At 45.1% G+C, this 24,204-nt stretch carries 17 protein-coding genes; 12 read left to right on the top strand and 5 right to left on the bottom strand.

What is annotated here, in order from left to right; all coding sequences use genetic code 11:
* Nucleotides 1-64 precede the first annotated feature (64 nt).
* Together C943_RS05545 and C943_RS05540 are read right to left on the bottom strand one after the other, a co-directional pair.
* On the bottom strand, nt 65-1,045 hold the full coding sequence (locus C943_RS05545; protein WP_008625138.1) for a pyruvate dehydrogenase complex E1 component subunit beta: 981 nt from the start codon (nt 1,043-1,045) through the stop codon (nt 65-67).
* 120 nt (nt 1,046-1,165) lie between these two features.
* The gene (locus C943_RS05540; protein ID WP_008625137.1) at nt 1,166-1,576 is read right to left on the bottom strand and encodes a rhodanese-like domain-containing protein; all 411 of its coding nucleotides are present in this window, start codon (nt 1,574-1,576) and stop codon (nt 1,166-1,168) included.
* Nucleotides 1,577-1,649: 73 nt separating this feature from the next.
* On the opposite strand from C943_RS05540, the gene C943_RS05535 reads away from it, so the two are divergent.
* Both C943_RS05535 and hisS read left to right on the top strand, forming a co-directional pair.
* Nucleotides 1,650-2,162 (top strand): metallophosphoesterase family protein, encoded by a 513-nt coding sequence (locus C943_RS05535; protein WP_008625136.1) that lies wholly within the window; start codon nt 1,650-1,652, stop codon nt 2,160-2,162.
* Between the two features lie 281 nt (nt 2,163-2,443).
* Nucleotides 2,444-3,811, top strand: coding sequence for a histidine--tRNA ligase (hisS, locus tag C943_RS05530; RefSeq protein ID WP_008625133.1), 1,368 nt, complete (start codon nt 2,444-2,446; stop codon nt 3,809-3,811).
* Nucleotides 3,812-3,852: 41 nt separating this feature from the next.
* Here hisS and C943_RS05525 read toward each other — a convergent pair whose 3' ends face one another.
* Nucleotides 3,853-4,134, bottom strand: coding sequence for a hypothetical protein (locus C943_RS05525; RefSeq protein ID WP_008625132.1), 282 nt, complete (start codon nt 4,132-4,134; stop codon nt 3,853-3,855).
* A 190-nt stretch (nt 4,135-4,324) separates the two neighbouring features.
* Here C943_RS05525 and C943_RS05520 point away from each other — a divergent pair, with 190 nt between their 5' ends.
* Nucleotides 4,325-4,657: a YbaB/EbfC family nucleoid-associated protein gene (locus C943_RS05520; protein WP_008625130.1), complete on the top strand. Its 333-nt coding sequence runs from the start codon at nt 4,325-4,327 to the stop codon at nt 4,655-4,657.
* Entirely contained in the window at nt 4,657-5,655 is a 999-nt protein-coding gene (locus C943_RS05515; RefSeq protein WP_008625128.1) for a glycosyltransferase family 2 protein, read from the top strand. The genes C943_RS05520 and C943_RS05515 overlap by 1 nt, the downstream gene beginning before the upstream one ends.
* Here the strand turns inward: C943_RS05515 and C943_RS05510 are convergent.
* Nucleotides 5,652-5,870: a hypothetical protein gene (locus C943_RS05510; RefSeq protein WP_008625126.1), complete on the bottom strand. Its 219-nt coding sequence runs from the start codon at nt 5,868-5,870 to the stop codon at nt 5,652-5,654. The genes C943_RS05515 and C943_RS05510 overlap by 4 nt on opposite strands.
* Before the next feature lie 102 nt (nt 5,871-5,972).
* Here C943_RS05510 and C943_RS05505 point away from each other — a divergent pair, with 102 nt between their 5' ends.
* The 4 genes from C943_RS05505 (at nt 5,973) to C943_RS05490 (ending at nt 16,930) form a co-directional block, all read left to right on the top strand.
* The gene (locus C943_RS05505) at nt 5,973-7,733 is read left to right on the top strand and encodes a tetratricopeptide repeat protein (RefSeq protein WP_157198448.1); all 1,761 of its coding nucleotides are present in this window, start codon (nt 5,973-5,975) and stop codon (nt 7,731-7,733) included.
* Between the two features lie 454 nt (nt 7,734-8,187).
* The gene (locus tag C943_RS05500; RefSeq protein WP_040479214.1) at nt 8,188-11,469 is read left to right on the top strand and encodes a SusC/RagA family TonB-linked outer membrane protein; all 3,282 of its coding nucleotides are present in this window, start codon (nt 8,188-8,190) and stop codon (nt 11,467-11,469) included.
* 58 nt (nt 11,470-11,527) lie between these two features.
* Nucleotides 11,528-13,261: a RagB/SusD family nutrient uptake outer membrane protein gene (locus C943_RS05495; RefSeq protein WP_008625120.1), complete on the top strand. Its 1,734-nt coding sequence runs from the start codon at nt 11,528-11,530 to the stop codon at nt 13,259-13,261.
* A gap of 150 nt (nt 13,262-13,411) precedes the next feature.
* On the top strand, nt 13,412-16,930 hold the full coding sequence (locus tag C943_RS05490) for a CRTAC1 family protein (protein WP_008625115.1): 3,519 nt from the start codon (nt 13,412-13,414) through the stop codon (nt 16,928-16,930).
* 314 nt (nt 16,931-17,244) lie between these two features.
* On the opposite strand, the gene C943_RS05485 is transcribed toward C943_RS05490, so the two are convergent.
* The gene (locus tag C943_RS05485; RefSeq protein WP_008625114.1) at nt 17,245-18,708 is read right to left on the bottom strand and encodes an IPT/TIG domain-containing protein; all 1,464 of its coding nucleotides are present in this window, start codon (nt 18,706-18,708) and stop codon (nt 17,245-17,247) included.
* Nucleotides 18,709-18,949: 241 nt separating this feature from the next.
* Here C943_RS05485 and C943_RS05480 point away from each other — a divergent pair, with 241 nt between their 5' ends.
* From C943_RS05480 to C943_RS05465, 4 genes are all read left to right on the top strand, one after another.
* Nucleotides 18,950-21,007: a Kelch repeat-containing protein gene (locus C943_RS05480; protein WP_008625113.1), complete on the top strand. Its 2,058-nt coding sequence runs from the start codon at nt 18,950-18,952 to the stop codon at nt 21,005-21,007.
* Nucleotides 21,008-21,342: 335 nt separating this feature from the next.
* Nucleotides 21,343-23,040 carry a hypothetical protein gene (locus tag C943_RS05475; protein ID WP_157198447.1) on the top strand — a complete coding sequence of 566 codons (1,698 nt, stop codon included), beginning with the start codon at nt 21,343-21,345 and terminating at the stop codon, nt 23,038-23,040.
* 353 nt (nt 23,041-23,393) lie between these two features.
* Nucleotides 23,394-23,645, top strand: coding sequence for a type II toxin-antitoxin system Phd/YefM family antitoxin (locus tag C943_RS05470; protein ID WP_008625111.1), 252 nt, complete (start codon nt 23,394-23,396; stop codon nt 23,643-23,645).
* Entirely contained in the window at nt 23,642-23,920 is a 279-nt protein-coding gene (locus C943_RS05465) for a Txe/YoeB family addiction module toxin (protein WP_008625109.1), read from the top strand. The genes C943_RS05470 and C943_RS05465 overlap by 4 nt, the downstream gene beginning before the upstream one ends.
* Nucleotides 23,921-24,204 lie beyond the last annotated feature (284 nt).

The raw sequence follows: 24,204 nt of genomic DNA, 5'->3' as shown, positions 1-24,204 counted from the left end.
TTCTTGTCTCTTGTCTCTGAATCTTCTTCTAACTTCGTACCTCTAACTTCGCACTTCTTACTTTTTACTTCCTATACATCACCTGATTTACGGCATCCAAGGTTCTTTTCACATTTGGAATAGTAGCCTCGATGTAGGTAGGCGCATAGCTCAACGGCACATCCATGGAGTTGACCCTGATGACCGGGGCGTCCAGATAGTCAAATGCATTTCTTTGAAGATGGTATGCGATTTCGGAGGAGATGGCCGCCAAAGGATTGGCTTCTTCAACCACCACGCACCTGTTTGTTTTTTTCACGGAGTCAACCACAGCCTTGTAATCGATCGGTCTAACAGTACGCAAGTCGATCACTTCTGCTTCGATCCCTTCCTTTGCAAGTTCTTCGGCAGCTTCCAAAGCCACTTTCATCATCTTGCCAAAGGAAACAATGGTCACATCCTTTCCTTTTCTCTTGATATCCGCGACACCGATTGGAAGCAGATATTCACCTTCCGGAACTTCGCCTTTGTCGCTGTACATCAATTCGGACTCCATGAAGATCACGGGATCATTATCGCGGATGGAAGCTTTCATCAAGCCTTTCGCATCATAGGGATTCGAAGGGACGACTACTTTGAGGCCGGGCGTATTTGCAAACCAGTTTTCAAAATTGGAAGAGTGTGTGGCACCCAATTGGCCAGCATTACCTGTCGGACCTCTGAAAACGATCGGCACGCTGTAGGCACCTCCCGACATGGCGAGCATTTTGGCCGCGGAATTGATGATTTGGTCGATTGCTACCAAGGAGAAGTTGAAAGTCATGAATTCGATGATCGGTCTCAGGCCATTCATCGCGGCACCGACGCCAAGACCGGCAAATCCAAGCTCCGCAATCGGCGTATCGATGACACGATCCGGGCCGAACTCGTCAAGCATTCCTTGGGAAACTTTATAGGCACCGTTGTATTCCGCCACTTCTTCGCCCATCAAAAAGATGTTTGGATCACGTCGCATTTCTTCGGACATGGCTTCTCTCAGTGCTTCTCTAAATTGAATTACTCTCATCTCAAACAGTATTTAAGGCCGTAAAAATAGAAAGGAATCCCTCAAATACAAAACAGCCTTCGGCATGCGCTGCCGATATTTGATGAAGCTACATTTCACCCATTCTTATGGATAAATGGGCTATTTTTCAGGCTTTACGACAGGCATACCGGCTTCGATCCAATTATTGATGCCGCCATCAAGCATATAGACTTTTTTGAAACCCAGTTCCTTCATCTTCTCCGTAGCTGGTATTGTCCTTCTGGCGGATCGGCAGTATACATAGTATGTTTTCTTTTTGTTCAGTTTGGAAACTTCCTCTTCGAAATTTCCGCCTGTCCAATTCACAAAAATCGCATCTTCGATATATCCTTCGGCGATTTCTTCGGGAGTTCGGATATCCAGAATCACGCTTTTCTTGCCCTTATGGCCCATTTCGTTGAACTCCTTCGGCGAAAGTTTCGGTGCACCTTCCTGGGCGATGGCTTGGGCCGACCAAGTGATTAAAATTAAACTGAAAATCAAGCCGAGGTAAATTTTCATTGTTTTCATGATACAATTGGTTTTGGGTTAATATTGTGCTGGTATTTTTGGAACAATAAATATACCTCAATCGAACCGCACGATGGTAAAAATCGCCCTTATTTCCGATTCCCACGGTTACATTGATCACAAAGCGCTGCCCTATTTGCAGGATGCGGATGAGATTTGGCATGCCGGTGATATTGGTGAATTGGGCGTACTCAATATTTTACCGCAAGGCAAACTTAGACGGATCGTAACTGGAAATATCGATGATGCGGAGGCTAGGGCTTTGTTCCCAGAAACACTGTCTTTTGAAGTTGAAGGGCTCAAAGTACTGATGCTCCATATCGGTGGCAAGCCGGGGAGGTATGCCAAGGGAGTCAAAGAGATCATCTTCCAATCTGGGGCAAAACTTTTTGTTTGTGGGCATTCGCATATATGTCAGGTCCAATACGATGAAAAGCTCAAATGCTTGTTTATGAATCCAGGTGCGGTCGGCAACCAAGGATTCCACCATGTGAAGACAATGTTGGTATTTGAGATTGATTCCGGCAAGGTCAGGAATCTCCGTGCCATTGAATTGGGAAAAAGGGGAGCGCTATTAAAAAAATAAAGGCAAGCTTTTCGGCTTGCCCTCAAGTTTCTTGCAAAAGGCTGAAATTACTTTTCAAAGCTTTGTTTCAATGCCTCAACATCAACGTTTTTGATTACCGGTCTGGCAGTCAATTGTTTGATTTTCACGACTCTGGCTTTTTGAGCCTGTCTTTTTCTTTTCAATTTCCTTTTTAAAGCAGTAACAGCCATCGTATTGTCCGTTTATGTGATTCCAAATGAAGCGCAAAAGTAAAATAAAAATTTGATTTTACTTACCTTTGGCCAAAATTAAAATCAAAGATGTCAGTACAAAAACCCAGTTTGCCCAAGGGAACGCGTGATTTTGGTCCTTTGCAGATGGCCCGTAGAAATTTCATTTTGGACACCATCAAGGACACTTTCCGTTTGTTTGGATTTCAGCAACTGGAGACTCCGGCAATGGAAAACCTCAGCACGCTGACTGGGAAATATGGCGACGAAGGGGATCAGTTGCTTTTCAAGATTTTGAATAGTGGTGATTTCCTGAAAGATGTGGCCAAAGAGGATTTGGACATGGGTGCTGGGAAGGTCTTACCGAAAGTCTCGGAGAAAGGCCTCCGCTATGACCTCACCGTACCCTTTGCGCGATACGTGGTGATGAATAGGAATGACATCTCCTTTCCTTTCAAGCGTTTCCAGATTCAGCCGGTATGGCGTGCAGATCGCCCACAGAAAGGCAGGTACCGTGAATTTTACCAGTGCGATGCCGATGTGGTCGGGACTGATAGCCTGCTTTGTGAAGTGGAAATAATTGGGATGATCAAGCGTGTCTTTGGCCAACTGGGCATCAATGATTACAGCATCAAGGTAAACAATAGAAAAATACTTACCGGGATATCAGAGGTCATCGGGGAAGCAGGGCGTGAATCCGAACTCTGTGTCGCCATTGATAAACTCGACAAAATTGGCTGGGAAAAGGTACAGGAGGAATTGGCACAAAGGCATTTCAATTCCCAAGCGATAACCCAACTCGCTCCAATCATCAATCTCAAGCCAGGGAATAGAGAAAAAATTGAATTTTTGAAGACCTTCCTCACAAAGTCCGAAATCGGACTGAAGGGGATTGCTGAGTTGGAGGAAGTCTTTTCTTTGCTGCAAAATTATGGCGAAAATGAAGCCCATGTGGATTTTGATGTGGTTTTGGCGAGAGGGCTGACTTATTACACGGGCGCTATTTTCGAAGTGAAAGTTCACGGGGTCTCGATCGGGTCCGTGAGTGGAGGAGGAAGGTACGACAACTTGACCGGTGTGTTTGGTTTGCCCGGCGTACCGGGCGTTGGTTTTTCCTTTGGCGTAGACCGTATTTATGATGTCATGGAGGAGTTGGGTTTGTTCCCCTCGGATTCATTGGATGGGACACAGGTTTTGCTTTGCCATTTTGACCAAAAAGGATTTGAATATGGTTTGTCCTTGTTGGGAGAATTGAGAAAGGCAGGAATTTCCGCAGAATTATATCCCGACACGGGGAAGGTCAAAAAGCAATTGGATTACGCAAACAAAAAGCAGATAGCTTTTGCCATGATTCTGGGAGACGACGAAATCAACCAGAAGAAGGTAAGCCTGAAGGACTTGAAATCGGGCTCACAGGAGACTTTGGAACTCGCCGAAGCAATCGCAAAAATTAAGTAAATGAAGCAGCCCGGACAAGTCGATTCCGGGCTGTTTTTTTTTTAATCAACTTCCAAGATAGAATTCACGGGAATGTAGGTATTGCACTTGAGGGCGACAAACTCAGACCCTGTCGCCCAAACGGTGGTGGATACTTGGTAGATTTTCTCGGTAGCATCTTCAAACGTGATCGTCACTTTGCTGCGCAGTAGATTGCCCAAGGCCTGTGCCCGCATCAGGTCAAAAGCCCTTTTTCTCCGCGCCATCTCATCCTGCAGCACCTCTTTTTTGGAAAACTTCAAATTGCTGATGTTTTCCTTTTCAATTTTCTCGATAGTCTTCATACCATGACCAAATTTTTGTAGCTCTAATTTACGGACTATACTTGATTATATGTCCTTGTGTTTCAAAGTATTAATTTAACTTTTGAATATCTTGTATAAGCAAAATTTAATTTGGATAGGCTGTCCGTATTGCGTCATGACGTTCTCAACCCAAAACTTCTATATTTGCGGTTGATCAAATCCGAAGTATATGTTTGATTTTATGAGTATCATGAACAAGGTCAAGGAGGCCCAGGCTAAAATCAAAGATGCCCAGGCCAAGTTGGTGCATCTCCAGGCCGAAGGCGAATCCGGTGCGGGAATGGTCAAAGTAATTGTCAACGGCAACAGAAAGGTCCTCAAAATCGAAATGGACGATGCGCTGCTGCAGTCCCCAGACAAAGGTCTCATCAGCGATCTGATCGTGGCCGCGACCAATATCGCAATGGCAGCAATCGAAGAGAAAATCAAACAAGAAATGAAATCCGCTACAGATGGCATGATACCCAATATTCCCGGTATGGATTTCGGAAATATTTTTTGATGCAGCAGGCAGCCATCGTCATATTGAATTTCAATGGGGAAAAGATGTTGCGGCAGTTTCTTCCCGGAGTCTGCGCCTATTCAAAATTTCCCGTCGTTGTTATTGACAATGGCAGTACGGATGGTTCCGTTGACTATTTGCAAGCAATTCATCCCAATGTCCGTCTTGTTTTTTTTTCACAGAATTTTGGATTTACCGGCGGGTATAATAGGGGCTTGGCCGAGTTGGAAGGAGAGTTCAACTATTACATCCTGCTAAATTCCGATGTGGAAGTCGGTCCAAACTGGGATGAGCCCATGGTACAGGTATTGGAGTCCAACCCCAAAATCGCTTCTGTCCAACCCAAGATCCTTTCTTTTCAGGATCCTAGCCATTTTGATTATGCTGGGGCAGGTGGGGGATTTGTGGACAGCTTGGGATATCCTTATTGTAGGGGCAGGATATTTCAGGATATAGAAAAGGACTTGGGCCAATATGATGATTCGGTTTTGGTCGATTGGACATCAGGCGCCTGCATGGCGGTGCGCGCCGATTTGTATCATTCGCTTGGAGGATTCGATGAGCGGTTTTTTGCCCATATGGAAGAAATAGATATTTGTTGGAGGTTTAGACGTGCCGGGTATATTTGTGTGTATATCGGTGCGGTGTCCGTTGTGCATGTAGGAGGTGCGACATTGTCGAGGACTAGCCCAAGAAAGACATTCCTGAATTTCAGAAACAATCTTTGGATGTTGGGCAAAAACCTACCCTTAGGGAAATTTATTCCAATATATATATGTAGGGTTGCCTTGGATGCGTTGGCAGCTTTGGTTTTTCTGGTTAGGGGGAGTATTGCAGATGCGTTGGCTGTTGTAAAAGCACATTTCGCATTCCTGTTCTCCAGGCCTGCCCGACAAGGTATGGAACTGGCAAAGAACCAACCGATCAGCGTAGCCGGAAAGATTTCGATTTTATTCGATTATTATATAAGGGGTAAAAAAAAGTACGGCGATATTTAATCGAAAAGAATGGGATTGTTCATTCTTCTGAAATACTTCCTGATCTTCATCATCATGGCCAAGCTTACATAGATGATAACCGGAGAGCCCAAGGTGATAAAGGAGGAATAGATAAAGAAAAGGCGGATACTATCTATTGGGAATCGCAGTTTCTCCCCTAATTTGGAACAAACTCCGAACGCATGCTCTTGGAAGAAAAGTTTTAGCTCGTTCATAAATAGTTGGTTGAGGGTGCAAAAGTAAAAGTAAATAATTATTTTAATAATCTGATTGATTTCCAAATGTTTAAAAAATCCGCAAATATTTTAACAATAGCTTTGGCAGTACTGCTCGCGGCCGCTTGCAGTCCCAAGGTCTACCAATTTGAGAAATTGATGGATGGTATTTCTGCCAAGCCGGAGATTTTGGAATTGCATCGGGATTCAATAAGATTTTCTATTCAAGGCGCTATTCCGCTCGAATACCTCTCCAAGGATACCAAGATCAGTCTTTATCCGGAATATGTATATGGTGAGGGTGCACTCCGTTTTGAAGAGATTGTGCCGTTTGATGGGGCATATGAAAAGGTCGTCACTGCCGCTAAAGTGGACCGGACATACGTAGTTCCTTTTTTTCCGGGTATGGAAAATGGAGAACTGATTATCAAAGGAGTGGTCGAAAAGAAACAGGCTTTGGTACAGGCACCGTCCAAGCTGCTCGCAATTGGTTTGGAGACAACGCCAAGATTGGTGCGCTACGGACAGGTTTTCACCGATGAACCAATCCCATTTATCGGTAAATATATGGAAAGGGACTTTTTCGAAGGCTCGGGCTCCGAAGAGCGGGTTTTTTATATCCGATTTGATCAGGGTTCGGCGCAGAAAGCAGACAATCCAATTCCGCTGCAAATGCGCGATTATATCCTTCAGGTAGAGCCCGGTAAGAGAATCGCCAAAGTCTTCGTCACCGGCCTGCAATCCCCGGAGGCGAAGGATGATATCAATGGACTCGCGAAGAAGCGGGCGGATTTTATATCTGAAAGGTTGAAGAACAACCGATCGCTGCGGAATTTACCCTTCGAAACGAGCTACCGTTATCGGGATTGGTTTGACTTGAGGCAGCTTTTGGCAGATTACGAGGGATTTGACGAGAAGGAAAGGGAAGATATTTATGGCATTTTGGTCAATCAGGATTCCTATGCAAACCAATTGAAAGCATTGCAACGAACGCCCTATTATCAAAAAATTGCTCGGGAATTGTTCCCTAACCTGCGTACTGCAAAGGTGACTTTCATTTTGGAACCGTCCTTGGGGAAAGGCGAAAAGGTAGCCGCGGGCGCTTACGCAAAGCTCAACGACCGTGCCGTTTCATGGGAAGTGACCGAGGGTTCTTTGATCGAAGCGGGACAAAAGGCGCAGAAACTGGATGAAAAAGAAGCGATATTCAAAAAATTGACGGAACTGCATCCCTCTGATTACGCCTACAACAACCTCGGCGTGGTGTATCTCAACCTTGCGCAAAGGGAATTGGATACCAAAAAACGAAATGAATACATCACGTCCGCACTCAACAGCCTCCGTCAGGCCAATAGGATTCGACCAAACTCCATCACACTTCACAATATCGGTAGGGCGTACTTATTGCGACAAGACATCTTTGAGGCTTATATCGCCATATCCGAAGCGTCGGCTTTGGAAAAGGACGAGACCAATTCCTTCTTGATGTACAATGAGGGACTCCGGGGCGCACTTGACATCCTTAACGGGGACTATCGCTTGGCCACCATTCGACTCAATCGGGCTGTAGAAAGTGAGGAAACCTACTTCAACAAAGGCATTGCACATTTCATGACCCAGGAGTACAGATTGGCGGTGGAGAATTTCGAAAATGCGGTACAGGCCAATAGGGATTCCGGCTTGGGCTTCTATGGTTTGGCCTTGGTAGCAGCAGCAAATAATGACCGAAGTGCCCTATTTGAAAACTTGGAAAAAGCCGTGCAGCGAAGTGAATCCTTGAGACAACATGCATTGCTTGACGTCAACTTCAAAAAGTATCGCGAGGATGCGGAGTTTCTTCAAGCCTTTAAATCCGGGGAATAATACATTTTATGACCGGGATCATCTGCAAATTTCATTTTTCGAAAAAAGTTTTTGTATTTATGGATATTACTCTATATTAGTTGCTGAGAAGTGAAAATACCCAACGATCACGCACTTCCTAGGTAGTTTGCCAAATTTAATTTGACAGAAAGCCAAGAATGAATAACCAATTAACATTAACCCAAAATCTCTGCCTATGACAAAATCACCCTTTTTTTAGAATTCCAACAAAAACGTTTTAGCAAGCCAAATTGGCGTCTTAAGACAAGGTTTTGAGACCACGCGAAAACAGAATGCTGTAAGGTACAAGCTGCAATAGTCAGGGAAACAATCAATTAAAACCCTATCCGCTATTGCAATTATTTGGAGAATACCTGCAATCGTTTGCATTATTGGTTCAATTGATGAATTACTTTCAAACCTTATCAATTAATAATTATTACCCAATCAATCTATGTTTATGGAAAAATTTTACAAAAGTCTAAGCGTATTCGTATTACTCTTAGTGCTTTCCAGTGCTACTGCGCTGGCGCAAAAGACGGTTACCGGAACCATCTTGGATGAGTTCGGTGAAGGTTTGCCGGGCGTTACAGTTTTGGTGAAAGGAACCACAACTGGTACCGCTACGGATATTGACGGTAAATACTCCTTGAATGTACCAAGCAACGAGAGTGTGCTTGTGTATTCATTTATAGGATATAGGACTGTAGAACAAGTAGTAGGCACTCGCTCTGTGATCGATCTATCCATGGCACCTGACGAAAGACAACTTACTGAGTTGGTCGTAACAGGTTACACCATTGACAACCGTCGTGAGACTACTGGTGCGATCGCGACTGCCAATCCAAAAGACTTGGTCGTAATCCCAACCGGTAACGTCGAGCAGGTACTTCAAGGAAGGATTGCCGGTGTTACGGTCGTAACCAACGGTCAGCCAGGTACCACTTCCCAAATCAGGGTAAGGGGCTTTGGCGGTTTGGATGGTAACGCGCCACTTTACATCGTTGACGGTGTGCCCACATTGAATACCGATTTCCTTAACCCAGACGACATCGAGTCAGTAACCGTCTTGAAAGATGCTGCAGCTGCCTCTATCTATGGTGCTCGTGCTGCTGCTGGTGTGATCGTTTACACTACCAAGCAGGGAACCAAAAAAGCCCAGAAATTGCGCTTCTCCTATGATGGTATGTACGGTGTTACCGATCCAGGACGTGGTATCGACATGACTACGCCTCAGCAATATGCTGATTTGACATGGTTGGCCGAGAAAAACCAAGCTGCCTTGGACGGCAGGGCTCCTGCTTATGGTCACCCTCAGTTGGGAACAGGACCGACCCCAGTGTTGCCATATTACTTGAGCGTGATTTCTCAAAACCCAAATACAGGTGCATTATCCAATGCGTCAGGCCAGGCAGGTCCTTTGAATGCCCAGCAATTGGAACAACAGAGAGCATGGTACAACATCGATCCTCGGAAAGGTGCTGTATTACAATTAACAAGAGCTGCTACGGGTGAAGGTACCGATTGGTATGACGCCATTACTCGCTCTGCTCCTTTGCAAAGACACTCCATGGGCTTCTCAGGCGGTAGCGAAAAATCAAGATTCTTCTTTGGCTTGGGTTACCAAGACCAGCAAGGTATCATGATCAACAACAGCTTCAAGCGTATTTCCTTGAGAGCTAACTCTGAGCACGATTTGGGTTCTAGAGTACGCATCGGACAGAACTTCCAAGCTACCTACAGACAAGTGTTGGGTCAAACAGGTGGTAACGGTGGTCAGGGTGTAGCCCAGGATGAAAACGATATCTTGCAAGCTTTCAGGATGCCTTCCTTTATTCCAGTTTTCGATGAATTTGGTGGTTATGCCGGTACTGCGGCAAGGGGTTTCAACAACCCACGTAACCCTGTGGCCAACCGAGAAGGCCTTGGTAACAACAAAAACTTCAATGCGCAGGCATTTGGTAACGTGTTTGCCGAGGTGAGCATCACCGATGATATCGTTTTCAGAACTACCCTTGGTGGTCAGTATGACAACTTCTATGGTGTTGGTTTCTCTAGGTTGCAGTATGAAAACTCCGAAAACAACTCTGCTTTCGGTTACAACGAATTCTCAGGTTACAGCTTCGCTTGGGTTAACACCAACACAGTCTCTTACAGAAAGAAAATCGGCCTTCATGGCATTGACGTGATTGTAGGTCAAGAAGCCTTGAATACAGGTGCAGGTAGAAACTTGAGCGCATCTGGTCAGAATCCATTCTCAGAAGATCCGAACTTCGTGACGATTTCCCAGTTGCCAGTCAATACAAGACAAGTTAACTCTGGTCAGTTCAAAGGTTCAAACTTCCTTTCTTTCTTTGCCAGAGCCAACTACATCTACAATGATCGCTACATGTTCAGTGCCGTTGTACGTCGTGATGGTTCTTCCAGATTCGGTCCAGAGGCAAGATGGGGTACTTTCCCAGCATTCTCTGCCGGTTGGAGGATTTCTGCTGAAAACTTCATGTCAGGTGCTACTTGGTTGGATGACTTGAAAATCCGCGGTGGTTGGGGTACCATGGGTAACTCAAACCCAGTAAACCAAGAGAACCAGTTCAACTTGTATGCTGGTAACATCGGTGCATCTTCCTATGACATTGGCGGAACCAACAGTTCAGCGCTTATCGGCTTCAGAAGGTCAAGGATTGGTAACCCTGCAACGCAGTGGGAGACAGTTATTACGACGAACGTAGGTTTTGACGGTACTGCCTTTGGCGGTAAATTGGACTTCATTGTCGACTACTGGCAGAAAGATTCAAAAGATTTGCTATTCGCTGTGCCAATCCCATCAGTATATGGATTTAATGCTGCTGTTCCTGCACAGAACGTAGGTGAAATGATGAACCGCGGCTTGGACTTCACAGTAGCAACAAGAGGTAACTTCAACCAAGATTGGAGATATGAATTGCAAGTCAACGGTGGTTGGTTGAAGAACGAGATCAAAGACTTGGGAGGATTGCCTTTCTTGACTACGTTTAACCCAAGCTACAGGGGTATCGAACCAATCAGAAACGCTCCTGGACAGCCGCTTTCATCCTTCTTTGGATATGTGGTGGAAGGTATCTTCCAAAATCAGGAAGATGTCAACAGCCACGCTACCCAAGACGGTAAGGCTATTGGACGCTTCAAGTTTCAAGACGTGAACGGAGACGGGGCCATCACTCCAGACGACAGACAATTCTTGGGTTCTCCAATCCCAACTTTCTCTGGAGGTATGAACTTCACTGTAGGTTACAAAAACTTTGATTTGTCTGCTTACTTCTATGGTACAGCAGGTAACGAAATTTGGGCACAGTGGAGATGGTTTACAGACTTCTTCCAAACATTTGAAGGTGCTGCGATTTCTACCAGGCTTTTGGATGCATGGTCTCCAACCAATACCGGTTCGACAATCCCACAAGTTGAAAGAACTTCCAACTTCTCTACATCTAACGTAGCCAACAGCTACTATGTAGTGGATGGTTCTTACTTGAGGTTGCAAAACTTGACCATTGGTTATACCATGCCAAGCAGTTTGCTCCAAAGATGGAAATTGGAAAGGTTGAGGGTATTTGGTGCCGCCAACAACTTGTTCACTCTTACCGGTTATGATGGATTGGATCCAATGGTCGGTGGTAACGTGGATTTGGGATTTGGTGTCGACGTGGGTAACTACCCTGTTACACGGCAATATACATTTGGTTTGAATCTTACATTCTGATCAAACATTCTGTATAACAATTTGTTAACGAAGCAAAATTCATAAAGCAAGTTAAATTATGAAAAGTTTTAAATTAAAAATCGCTGCTGCTGCCTCAGCCATGATGATGTTGGTGGCCACGAGTTGTGAGGATTTCCTGGATATCCCAGCTATTGGTTCGCTTTCGGAAAATCAATTGACTTCTTTGGATGGGATCAACGCAGTTCTACTTTCCGCTTATTCTCAAGTAAATGGTAGAGCCCAAAGGATGGCATCTCCATCCAACTGGGTTTGGGGAAGTATCAGGGGCGGTGAGGCCAACAAAGGTACTGACCCGGGTGACTTTACGACAATCAACCCTATCCAACGCTACGAGGCCAACTCTACGATTAACATTCTCGAAGAAAACTGGAACGGACTCTACGAAGGCGTTTCCCGTTGCAACCAGGTGTTGAGGTTGTTGGATAAGAAGGGCCCTGATGTGTCTGATGCTGCTGCGTTGAACATCGAAGCACAAACCAGGTTCTTGAAGGCACATTATTATTTCCAGCTTTACAGGAACTTCAATAAGGTGCCAATTTTGTCTAAGTCTGATGATTACGGGGGTGACCTCAATGCCATCAAGAATGACAAAGAGATGCTTCCTTACATCGAGGCTGAGTTCAAGTTTGCTGCGGACAACCTTCCTAACACCCAGCCTCAAGTAGGTAGGGTAAACAAGTGGGCTGCATTGGCATATTTGGGCAAAGTCCAGTTGTATGCTAAGAAGTGGGCAGAGGCTAGAACTACGCTTAAAGATGTCATCGACAACGGTGTGACTAGCAACGGCTTGAAATATGGCTTGGTTCCATATTATGATGACATGTTCAGAGGTGCAAACGATAACCATCAGGAGTCTATCTGGGCTTACCAGTCTGCTGCCAATACAGGTTCTGTAAACAACGCGAACCCAGAGTTTGACTTGAACTTCCCTTACAATACCGGTCCAAATGGTCCTGGTAACTGCTGCGGATTCTTCCAGCCATCTTTCACATTCGTGAACTCATTCAGAACTGATGCCAATGGTCTGCCTTTGTTGGATGGTTCATTCAACGCTCCTGCCAACAGGGTGAAGAATGACCAAGGTATCGGAACCAACGATCCTTTCACACCTGATACTGGTAACCTAGACCCACGTTTGGACCATACAGTAGGCAGAAGAGGTATTCCTTATTTGGATTGGCAAGACCACCCAGGCTTTGCTTGGATCAGGAATCAGCCTAACGCCGGACCGTATTCTCCTAAGAAATACGTGTACACAAGGACTGAAAGAGGCTCATTCCAAGATAACTCTTCTTGGACTCCAGGGTATACAGGTATCAACTTCATGATCATTCGCTTTGCAGACGTATTGCTGATGGCAGCGGAGGCCGAGATCGAACTAGGTAACCTAGAGGTAGCAAGAGGTTATGTCAACCAAATCAGGACTAGGGCTGCAAACAGCTTCTTGAAGAGAGGTGACGGTTCCAATGCTGCGAACTATGTGATAGGATTATACAATTCCGCTTGGACTGATGCGAACACTGCCCGCGCAGCGGTAAGATTCGAGCGCTTGTTGGAGTTGGGAATGGAAGGCCACAGGTTCTATGACTTGGCTAGATGGGGAATTGCTAAAGCTGAGATCGATCGTTATTTGGCTTTGGATGCTTCTATCTTGGTAGCAGCGCTCGGCGGTTCGGTATTTGACGCTGGTAAAGACGAGTGGTTGCCTATACCTCAAAACCAAATCGACTTGATGGGTGAAGACATTCTTGTTCAGAACCCTGGATTCTAAAACCTATTTGTAGATATTGTATTGCAAAGAGATGGCCGATGGCCATCTCTTTGTATTTTATAGTAATCGGAATTTTTTTTTTCATAAATCCTTTTCCCAAGCAAGCAATCCCGATTAACTTTCAATCACAAACCCATCATCTCCTAAATCATGAAGCGCTCCACCCCTTTACTGGTATTGATCATATTTTCATTGCTTTCCTGCAAGAAAGACCCCGATACGCTTTTTCGCTTGCTTGATGCGAAGAAAACGGGAATAAGCTTCAACAACAACATCGTAGAGACCGATACTTTCAATATCCTCACAGATGAGTACATCTTCAACGGTGGGGGAGTGGCGGTCGGTGACTTCAACAATGACGGTTTGCCTGATTTGTTTTTTACAGGCAACCAAGTTGCCAATAAGCTTTACCTGAATGAGGGAAACCTGAAGTTTAAGGATGTTTCCCAAGAAGCGGGAATCGAAGCGGCAGATCGTTGGAGTACAGGCGTGACTGTCGTCGATATCAATGGGGATGGACTATTGGATGTGTACGTATGTGCGGCTATGTTCCCTTCACCTGAAAAAAGAGCCAATATGCTTTTTGTGAACCAAGGTTTGGATGGTTCTGGGATTCCGATGTTCAAAGAAATGGCAGAGTCCTTTGGAGTTGCCGAAAAGGGCAACAGCATGATGGCGACTTTTTTTGACTATAACAATGACGGGCATTTGGACCTATATGTCCTCAACAACGAACAAAACAAGGCCATACCCTCCAATTACCGCGAGAAGATCACAGACGGGTCCGCCATTAACAATGACCGTCTTTATAAAAACAACGGCAACGGGACTTTTACGGACGTGACCATAGAGGCAGGGATTACCATAGAGGGCTTTGGGTTAGGTTTGGCAGTGGCTGATATCAACGGTGACGGTTGGTCGGACCTCTATATCAGTAATGACTATACTACCAACGACATCCTGTACATCAACAACCAAGACGGCACTTTTTCGAACAGGACTGCCGAGTTTGTACGGCATCAGAGCATGTTTTCCATGGGTTCTGATATCGGCGACTACAACAATGACGGCTACCCGGACATCATCACCTTGGATATGTTGGGTGAAACCAATTATCGGAAGAAGACCACCATTTCCAAAAATTCTTACCAAATCTACATCAGCAACGAACAGTGGGGCTACGAATACCAACATGTCCGCAACATGCTGCATGCGGGCAATGGTCCCGGGATTCCCTACAGTGAGATTGGATTCATGGCGGGGATGTATCAAACGGATTGGTCTTGGTCACCGCTTTTTGTGGATATGGACAACGATGGTCTGCGGGATTTGTTGATTACCAATGGCTTTCCGAGGGACATCACCGACAAGGACTTCGCCAACTACCGGGCGGATGTGGGAAATGTGGCGTCCGTGCGCCAGCTGCTGGATTCCATTCCAATCGTGAAAATCCCAAATTATTCCTTCAAGAACAAAGGGGATTGGACATTTGAGGACGTGGGGGAAGCTTGGGGACTGAACAAGCCTTCATTTTCCAACGGGGCTGTATTTGCCGATTTGGACAAGGATGGGGATTTGGATTATGTGGTCAACAATATCAATGACCCGGCTTTCGTCTTTGAAAACACACTTGACAAGAAAAACCCAACCCATACCTACCTGCGCGTCAAGCTTAAGGGAAATGCACAAAACCCATTTGGTATTGGGGCAAAACTTACCCTTAGGTTCGAGGATGGAAGGTTTCTGTACCAAGAACAGCAGCTTTCGCGGGGCTACCTTTCCGCCGTGGAAGATGTGGTGCATTTTGGCTTGGGTGCAAAAAACATTGCCACGCTTGAGGTCCTTTGGTCGGATGGAACTTTTCAATCAATCCAAAATCCTAAACCCAACCAAGTCCTTGAAATCAATCAGAGCGAAGCCAGCAAAGTGGGCCCCGAATCCCTTGCCTTTCCTTTTGTTCCCAAGGCCTTGAACCCCTATCTAACTGAGGTTTCCGGCAGTTTGGGGATTGACTATGTACACCAAGAAACTGACAAAATCGACTACAATGTACAGCGCACCTTGCCGCATAAGTTGACTCAGTTTGGGCCAAGTCTGGCAACAGGGGACATCAATGGGGATGGCCTGGAGGATTTCATTGTCGGTTCGTCGGCAGGATTCAGCCCGGTAGTCTACACCCAATCCAAAGATGGCAGGTTTGCGGGAAGAGAACTGTTTTCGGCAGACCTTGACAAGAGGTTTGAGGAAATGGGAATGGTCCTTTTTGACCTGGACAATGACGGGGATTTGGATCTGTATTTGGTATCGGGAAGTGCCGAATTTCTCCCGGAATCGGAAGAATACCTCGACCGCTTGCTGGTCAACGATGGCAAAGGAAATTTCACGGAACAGAAAGGGGCTTTGCCCGCCGTCAAATCGAGTGGGTCGGTGGTCCGTGCCGCTGACTTTGACGGGGATGGATTTACGGACTTGTTTGTAGGCGGTAGAACCGGTATCGGAAAATACCCACTCCCCGAACAATCCCTGATCCTGAAAAACAACCAAGGGGTCTTGGAGGATGTCACGGACCTACAGGCACCGGGTCTTCGCAGTGTAGGCATGGTAACTGATGCTTTGTGGTCCGACGTGGACAGCGACGGATTGCTGGACTTGGTCGTGGTCGGGGAACTGATGCCCCTGACGGTGTTCCGGAATTTTGGAGACCGATTTGAAAAGTTGCTGGATACAGGAATTGATAGCAGCCTGGGCTGGTGGAACAGCATTGCTTCCGCTGACTTTGACGGGGATGGGGACATGGATTACGTCCTTGGCAACATGGGTTCCAACAACTACTACCATCCTAGCGTGGAGAATCCAGTAAAGGTTTACGCCAAGGATTTTGACAAGAACCAAAGCGTGGATCCTGTGATTTTCACCTATTTCAAAGACAATGAGGGTAAGCGTATTTCTGTTCCGGCGCACTATTGGGATGACTTGTATGGGCAAAGCACGCTGTTCCGAAGGAAATTTGAGCGCTACAAGCAATACGCAGGCGTGACCGAAGGGACACTTTTCACCAAAGAGGAACTCGAAGGGGTGACCATGCTGATAGGCAATTACGACCGTACGAGCTATCTGGAAAACCTGGGCAACGGAAAATTCATGCTGCATGAACTGCCCCTGCTTGCCCAAATCGCTCCGGTCAATGGCATGACCTTGACGGACGTCAACGGTGATGGGCACATGGACATTCTCTTGGTGGGCAATGATTACGGCAATGAGGTCTTTTCCGGAAGGTATGATGCCTTTACGGGCCTGGTGCTGCTAGGGGATGGTGCGGGCAAGTTTGAGCCTGTGCGAAGCCTTGAGTCCGGGTTTTTGGTGCCTGGCGATGCCAAGTCGATGGCGCTGCTGCATTTAGCCGACGGGAGGACCGTCTATTTGGCCAGTCAAAACCGGGGCCGTCTTTTGGCCTTTGTGCCGACGAGGGCGATGCCGGCCAGTGTAAAAAAGGTTCCTGCGGCGTTTTCGACCGTGGTCCTGAAACAGGCTGATGGCAAGGAACGCAAGGTCGAATTGGCCAACCGTTCCGGATTTTTGTCCAACAGCGGTGGGTTTATCACCCTTCCCGAAGGGGCGAGTGTATTTGGCCTGAATGGAAAAGGAGAGCGGGTCGCCTTGGATGAATAGGCCCGTTGCTTACATACCCGAATGGTTTTGATTGGTCTCCAATCTCACATTCTAGAAACCGATACCAAGCCAGTTACCTAGCGCCTTGATACAAGGAATATAGTCGGGCGGAGGTCGGGCACTGGCGGGACATGGTAGGAACACTGGCGGGAGAGGATCCACACTACACAGAGGGGGGATCTACACAGTCACCACGGAAGGTCCATACTACATTCAGCGGGGCAGCCTAGATCAAAAGTCTCAAGCACTATAATCTAAGCAGAATCACTCAAGCCATTACCGCATAAATCTAATGGATATAAGTCTTGGCGAATTTATTGGAAACTCGGACGATCATACCGATAGACGTTTCGAGTCGGATTGCCCCAAGCATTTGGAGGCACAGCATCGCCACCACCAATATAGGGTTTACCTTCCACAACGAATGCGAAAGTTCGGTATCGGTAGGCAAAGCCAACCGCATCAACTGAATCCCAGGAATCATTCTGCAGGTTGTATTTCCATACCTGCCGTCCCTGAGTCACAAATCCGTCGCCGTTGAAAGAAAATCCCTCCGAGAAATTCATGGCGTGCGGGAAATCGTTTTTTCTTTCCCACAAATTCTTATCACTGTGATACATCCATACGCCGAAATTACCGTCACTATAGGCCCCTCCGCTGATAATTGCTTTTTCTCCGATGACGGTACAGGACATTTTCAATTTCGGTGGATAGGAGCCAAAATCAAGGTCAGCCATTCGTTCCCATTTGTCCTGATCCGGGTCGTATCTGTAAAAATCTGCATAATTGGGTTCCCAAGGGGCGTTTTGGTCATTTCCCAAACCCAAAAAAATGTATTTACCGATTGCGAACATTACCGGGTAATCCCGATTAATGCCCGGGAAATTATTTTTGGCTTCCCAAGTGTCTGTTACCGGGTCATATTCAAAAAAATTATCATTTCCTGATGGGTTGTATATGTAGCCGTTTCTGCTGTTACCTATTACAGTACTGATTGGGTGGAGGGGAACTTCCATGGGTTTACTTGTCCAACTTCGGTTTTTTGTTTCGTAGACAAGGAGCTCGTTTTCAAGGGGATCATCTTTTCGGATTGGAAAATAGGCTTTCGACCCGATTACGAAGCTACCTTGGAAATTGACGAAAAAATCCGGTGCGTCGTTGGATACCATCAACCAGCTATCCTCGATGCAAACATCTTCCTTGCCCTGGATCCTATAGTCTGCCATATGCAGTTTTATTTGGGCCTTAGCGTCGGGATATGCAATCACTGGTGTGATGACTTGTAGGCTTGAGCGATTTCCCCCGATTACTTTGGCCGGTTCACCGTTGAATGTAACTTCCATCCATGACCAATTAGGATTGAAGTTTTTCCCCACTATCGTAAGCGTATCCTCAGTAAGTGTGCATCGGTCGTAGGAAAGGATTTCCGGTGGGGTAAGTACAAAGGGTTTAAGGGATGAATACCTGAAATTGTAACCAATTATTTGGATCGTCGACGTGCCGGTTTTCAACGGTTCCGGAACAATGATGGAGATTTCATTCGGTTTGATGTCAACAATTCTCGAATCCGTTTCTCCAAACAGGACTCTGTAGAAATCGACCTGCTCTGGGACTAGCTTTGTCACACGCATTCTGATTGTGTCCCCAATCGTTCCAGTTTCTGGATAGATACTGAAGGCCTCCGGAGACAATAAATCTGCTGGTTCCTCCGGGGTACATCCCCAAGCCATCCAGAGGGCGACAATGCAGATAATTGTTGATCGGCGATTAAATTGCATACTTAAGTTTTTTTCAAATAAAACTACTTTTTTCTACTTTGAAAAATACCCTGTTAGTTATTTTTCCTCTATTATCTAGATGCTCGGTCGAATAGATTTTCGAGTGACGGTTTTTTGGGATTTCCGGATTTACTAAGCGGTAAACTTGATCCAGCTTCAAAGTTTTCATTTCGAATTTTTAAAGGGTTAGACACTTAACTTATCGGTTAATTCTATACATTTGACCAAATCCGTAATTGTCATGAATCGTCTAGCTCTAATTTGTATTTTGGCACTGTCGTATTTGTTTCTTTCCTGTGAGGAGGAGGAATCTGTCGGTGGCCTAGTTCCACGCCTGAGTATTACAAACATCGATGCCAATTCGGATAAGTACGTCGAGTTTTCTGCCAAGGTGAATGACTATGGGGCGAAGCCAATTTTGGAATATGGTTTTTTGTATGCTGATTCGGACGATTTGAACTTTGAAAGGAGCGATTTGGTGAGCAGGAAGGGCAAGCCTGCAAGTGAATTTAAGATGAGGGCGACGCATTCGATGATTAACGGGAAACAGTACTATGTAGCAGCTTTTGCAATTACGGCTGATACGGTTGTGTTTTCCCCTTTTGAAGCTTTTATTTCCAGGGGCTCTGAGGGATTTATTCTTGATAGAATTGTTGGCCCATCTGAAATTTATTTTGGTGATACGCTGACGTTTTTTGGCCGAAATCTACCAAAGAATCCAGCGAATTATTACGTGTCAGTAAATGGATCGACTGAAAGCAGGATGGGAATTGTCGATATCAAAGATGACCATTTCCGTGCGGCATTGCCTGCGATGTTCTCGACCTTTTCCGTGAGAGACGGTGGGTTCATCAGATTTAGTTTTGAAGTTGGGGGCAAGTGGTTGCAGCTGGAGTGGCCAGCAAAGTTTAAGGAACCGATATTCAATTTGATTGAAGACCAGAAAGTAAGTCTCGACGGTGAAGTGACAATTCTGGGAGATTATTTGGATTCCGACATCAAGGCGGTTCGATTTCCCGACGAGCCATATTATGATCCAGAGATAGTCACTTGGGAAAGGACCAAGATTGTCTTTAAGGCAAAGCGGCCGAAACCAAATGCATTAGAATCAATTTCGGTCAATGTGCGGGGGAAATTTTATGAGCTTGAAAACGTGTATTCCTATCTAACTCCGGAGCTTGATGCCGGTCAGGAGATTTCGGGCTACCTCCAGCGTTACTTTGATGTGAGGGGTTCCGGGTTTTTTTTGACTGATCCTGGTCAAAACAGTATGGTGTCCGATCCTCCCGGTATATTGGCAGGTGCGATCGAGAGTTCACCGACTTCGATCAAGATGTGGGTAAATGGTATTTGGGGAACGCCGACTCCTCGGGTATCTTACCTCAGGATGTCGATGGGGGAGTCGGTTTCTCAAAATGCGGTAAAGTTCACCTGCACTAACCCCGATTTGTGGCATTCCTTTCATGAAGACGTGTTTGAAAACGTAAGTATTGATGATATTGGACGAGGAGTTACGCTAAATGGGCGAACATTTTTGATTTGGAGAAACAAGATTCTGGAATACGATGCGTCGAAAAGGACAATAAAAACGATCAGCACCCAATCGATCAGTAGCCGGAACTTGGCGGGCGCATTTGCAGTCAGTTCTCCAAATGGAAAAATCTATATGGGCTCTTACAACAAAAACTCCCGTTGGGAATACCTTCGGATCTTCGAGTTTGATCCGAATTCGGGAGAAGTGAAGGAACTTGACCGGCCTTCCCATAATATTACAACCACGAAGTATGTTTATACTTTTGGGGATTACCTGTGTTTTGATGGCGGATTTACTAGGCAGGTGTATTTCGATACGGAAGTGACCGACAGGTACAGGCTCAATCTGAAAACCGGAGTATGGGAAAAACTCTCGAAATCGGTGGAACTTTCCGGTACCGAAAACCCTATGCTTACATTTAGATATAATGGCAAGCTGATGGCGTTAGGGGCTCTTAAACACCTGGGTAATGCCGTTCTCCAAGAGTATGACTTCAATTTAGATGAGTGGCGCACAATAAGGACATTGGGGTCACAAGGCCCGATGAGAGGCAACGAGCCGATTATCATCGGAAATGAAGTGTATTTATTTGGCTTCTTGACTGGGTTCAAATTTAATCTAGACACTTTTGAGGAGACTGAAATCCAAACATTCAACGCTCCACAATGGCAATTGCTGGGATCCCTTATTTCTGGGGGGAAGATTTATGTTTTTAAGGAGATGATGTTTTTGGAAGTTGATCCCGCATACCTTAAGAAAGAATGAAACGGTTTTCTTCGGCGATCCGACTATAAGTGGAATTGCATCCGCGATAAATATCCGGATCCACCCAATCACCTCCCAAGGTCTAGACTACACTTAGACAGGGGTGTAAAACCTAAATACATCGTCGAATAAAATGTTTCCCCGCATTTTCTTCAAAGAAATCATAGAGGTTGACGGCTAAAAAGGTTGATCAAAATCAGCCATTTGATTGATATATATTCCCATTATTTGATTTTTTGAAAAGTAAATTTTCTTGTGTTTGAATAGAAGTGAGATAGTAATTCCCGAGGTAAAACTCCTAGGTATATCGTTCTAAAAATTAAAACATCAAGAAAATGAAAGAGCATCAAGTTAACCGGCTTTCCATGTTGATACTGGTATTGGTTTTGGTTTTTGTAGCCTCTTGCAATTATTACAGGCCCATAACAAAGTCAAGCACTATGTCTTCAAGCGCCAAGTCAAAGGAATTGGCGGAAATAAACCAAAAGACGTTTATCATTCGAAGCAATCAGGGTGATTTTTTGCTCAAGAATGTAAATATCAATTTGGACGAAGAAAAATTGGAGGGAGTATTAGAGGCAGTACCCGAAGACAACCAAGTCTACATCAAGGATACAAAAAGAAGATATTCCTATAGTTCACAGGAAAAAACTGTACTTCAGGAAATCCACATCTATACACCACTTGACCCAGAATCAAAAATCGGATCATTTGTTTCCATTCCGATTTCCAGTATTTCAAAAATGGAATTGATTGAAAAGGACAAAGCGAGGAGTACGACCAATACCCTATTATTAGCGGCGGGAGTTACGGTAGGGGTCGTGGCGGTTGTATCTGCTATCGTGGTTAGTTCGATTCATATCGATTTGACAACACCAACCACAAATCCTACAAATCCAAATCAACCACCTGGCATGTCTTGTCCTTTTGTCAGTGTATATGATGGTGAAGATTTTGTTTTCCAGGGGGAAACTTTTGGAGGATCGCTTTTTCATTCCGTAGCCAGGCAGGACTATTTGCCTTTGCCAGCACTGAAAATAGATCCCGAAATCAAGATTATGATTAGCAATGAAAGGTTGGAGGCGCAATTTACTGATATGGCAGATTTGATTTTGGTGGAGCATGCTCCCGGCGATAAGATTTTGGCAGATCCAAGAGGTCCTTTATTTTTGGTGAATGACGTGGGTAGGCCCAAGGAGGCGAAACTGAACGGGTCAAGAGAGATGCTGGATAGGATTTCCAAAGTGGACAACATCTATTGCTCCTTCAACGATCTGAATCACATTTCGCCCAATAATGAACTGATCGTCAAGTTTGATCATCCGGGAGAAGGAAAGGATTTGGCCCTGGTTTTAAGTCTGAGAGATTCACCTTGGCTCGAACATGTTTTTGAGCACTATTTGAGTATGTACGGGGAGGAATCCAAAACCTTCATTGAAACGATGGGCGCTAAGTCTGCAGAAGAACTATATCAATGGCAGGAGATGAATTTGGTGCCTCTGACGATCTCTGTGAAAACACCAGCTGGATGGAAAGAGGTAGCACAAACCCGATTTGTTGGTCCATTGATGAACAGAGAAATAGCGATTTCACTGGACGGAATGGATTTAATCGGTCCTACAGTCGAGGTTTCCTTCAAAACAGGGTTCTTGTATTGGGAGATTGATCAGATTGCCCTCGCAAGTGTCAGCAAGATTTCTCCCGATTCCATACGGGTTTTGAAACCCTCGATTGCCTTGGATGAGGAAGGAAATGATAAACTGCCAATGATTTACAACATGGACGATCAATTTCTTGCGCAGACTAATACAGGTGATAGAGTCTATCTAACCTACAATTTCAAAGAGTTTTCTGGATCAAGATCCTACTCAGCGGTTTTGCACACAAGCGGATATTATTATGGAAAACGGGAGATCACAGGACCGATTAACCGGGAGTTCTTGAAAAAATATGACAAACCGGGTGGATTGGCGGAATTCAGTAGGGATCGATACACCCAGGTCAACCAATTTGTAACCAATGCCGCGAAATAAGGATGGGGCGAAAAGAAAAAAAAAGGCATCCTTACCCAAATGGCTACCATAAGAGGTGTAGACACAATCTACACCTTTTTATTTAGTGGAATTTGTAATTCGTCCGATATCAAACTATATTTAACTGTGATATTTGGCAGGTGATTCCAATTACATCCCGACAATTGTCGTGGATGGTTTTGATAATTGGGTGGATTGCATCCGCGATGAATATCGGGATCCACCCAGCCACCACCGAAAGTCTATACTACACATAGACGGAGCCAAAAACTTTATAAGTCACCAACAGCATGGAATTCTGAACTTTTCCAGCTAATTTAGTGTACCATAATGTGTACACACAATTTAATGTCATGTTAGTAATCAGCACGAGAGAATTCCGACAAAATCTCAAAAAATACCTGGATCTGATCGACAATAATGAACGGGTGATCATTCAGAGAGGAAAAGACAAGGTCTATGAGATTTCAAACGAAGTAAGAAATGATCGATTCTTTGATAACCCTGTCGTTCAGGAGCGATTGGCCAAGAGTATTCAGTCGTATTCCGAGGGAAAAACGGTGAAGTTGTCCAATGAGCAATTGAAGGATCTTCTCGGTATATGACTTTTGAGATAGAATTCACAATTGAGGCTTTGGAGGATATTGAAAAGTTGAAGAAAACAGGAAATAAGGCCCTTTTAAAGAAGTTTTTCTCTTTGATTCAGGAACTCAAGGAACATCCGGAAACAGGTACAGGAAAACCGGAAAGGCTCAAACATTTTCAGCAAAATACTTGGTCAAGAAGGATAGATCAAAAGCACAGGCTTGTTTACCTGATTGATGGGGCTAAAATCGTAGTGACTGTTTTAGGGGCCTATGGCCATTATGGTGATAAATAAAATTCACTTCCCAGAGTGGATGGAATTGCCTACCCCATCACCATCGAAAGTCAATACCCCCGTCTGGGTGAAATATGGCGAAGGCGCTAGGCGTAATTTGCCAGCCCTGCTTTCCGGCTCAATGCTAAAATCATCCACAGGATGATTTCTAGACGCATTGCCCTGCCTTTCTATCAACACGAATTTGTAATTCGATTTTTTGATATTAGTTTTAGTTATGGGTGAAGCATATCAGCCCCGATTGCTATCGGGGGAGACCAAGAAATGCCTTATTTTCTTACTTT

This window comes from Mariniradius saccharolyticus AK6, from assembly GCF_000330725.2.
Taxonomy (GTDB): Bacteria; Bacteroidota; Bacteroidia; order Cytophagales; family Cyclobacteriaceae; genus Mariniradius; species Mariniradius saccharolyticus.
This window is presented reverse-complemented; position numbering and strand designations above follow the sequence as displayed.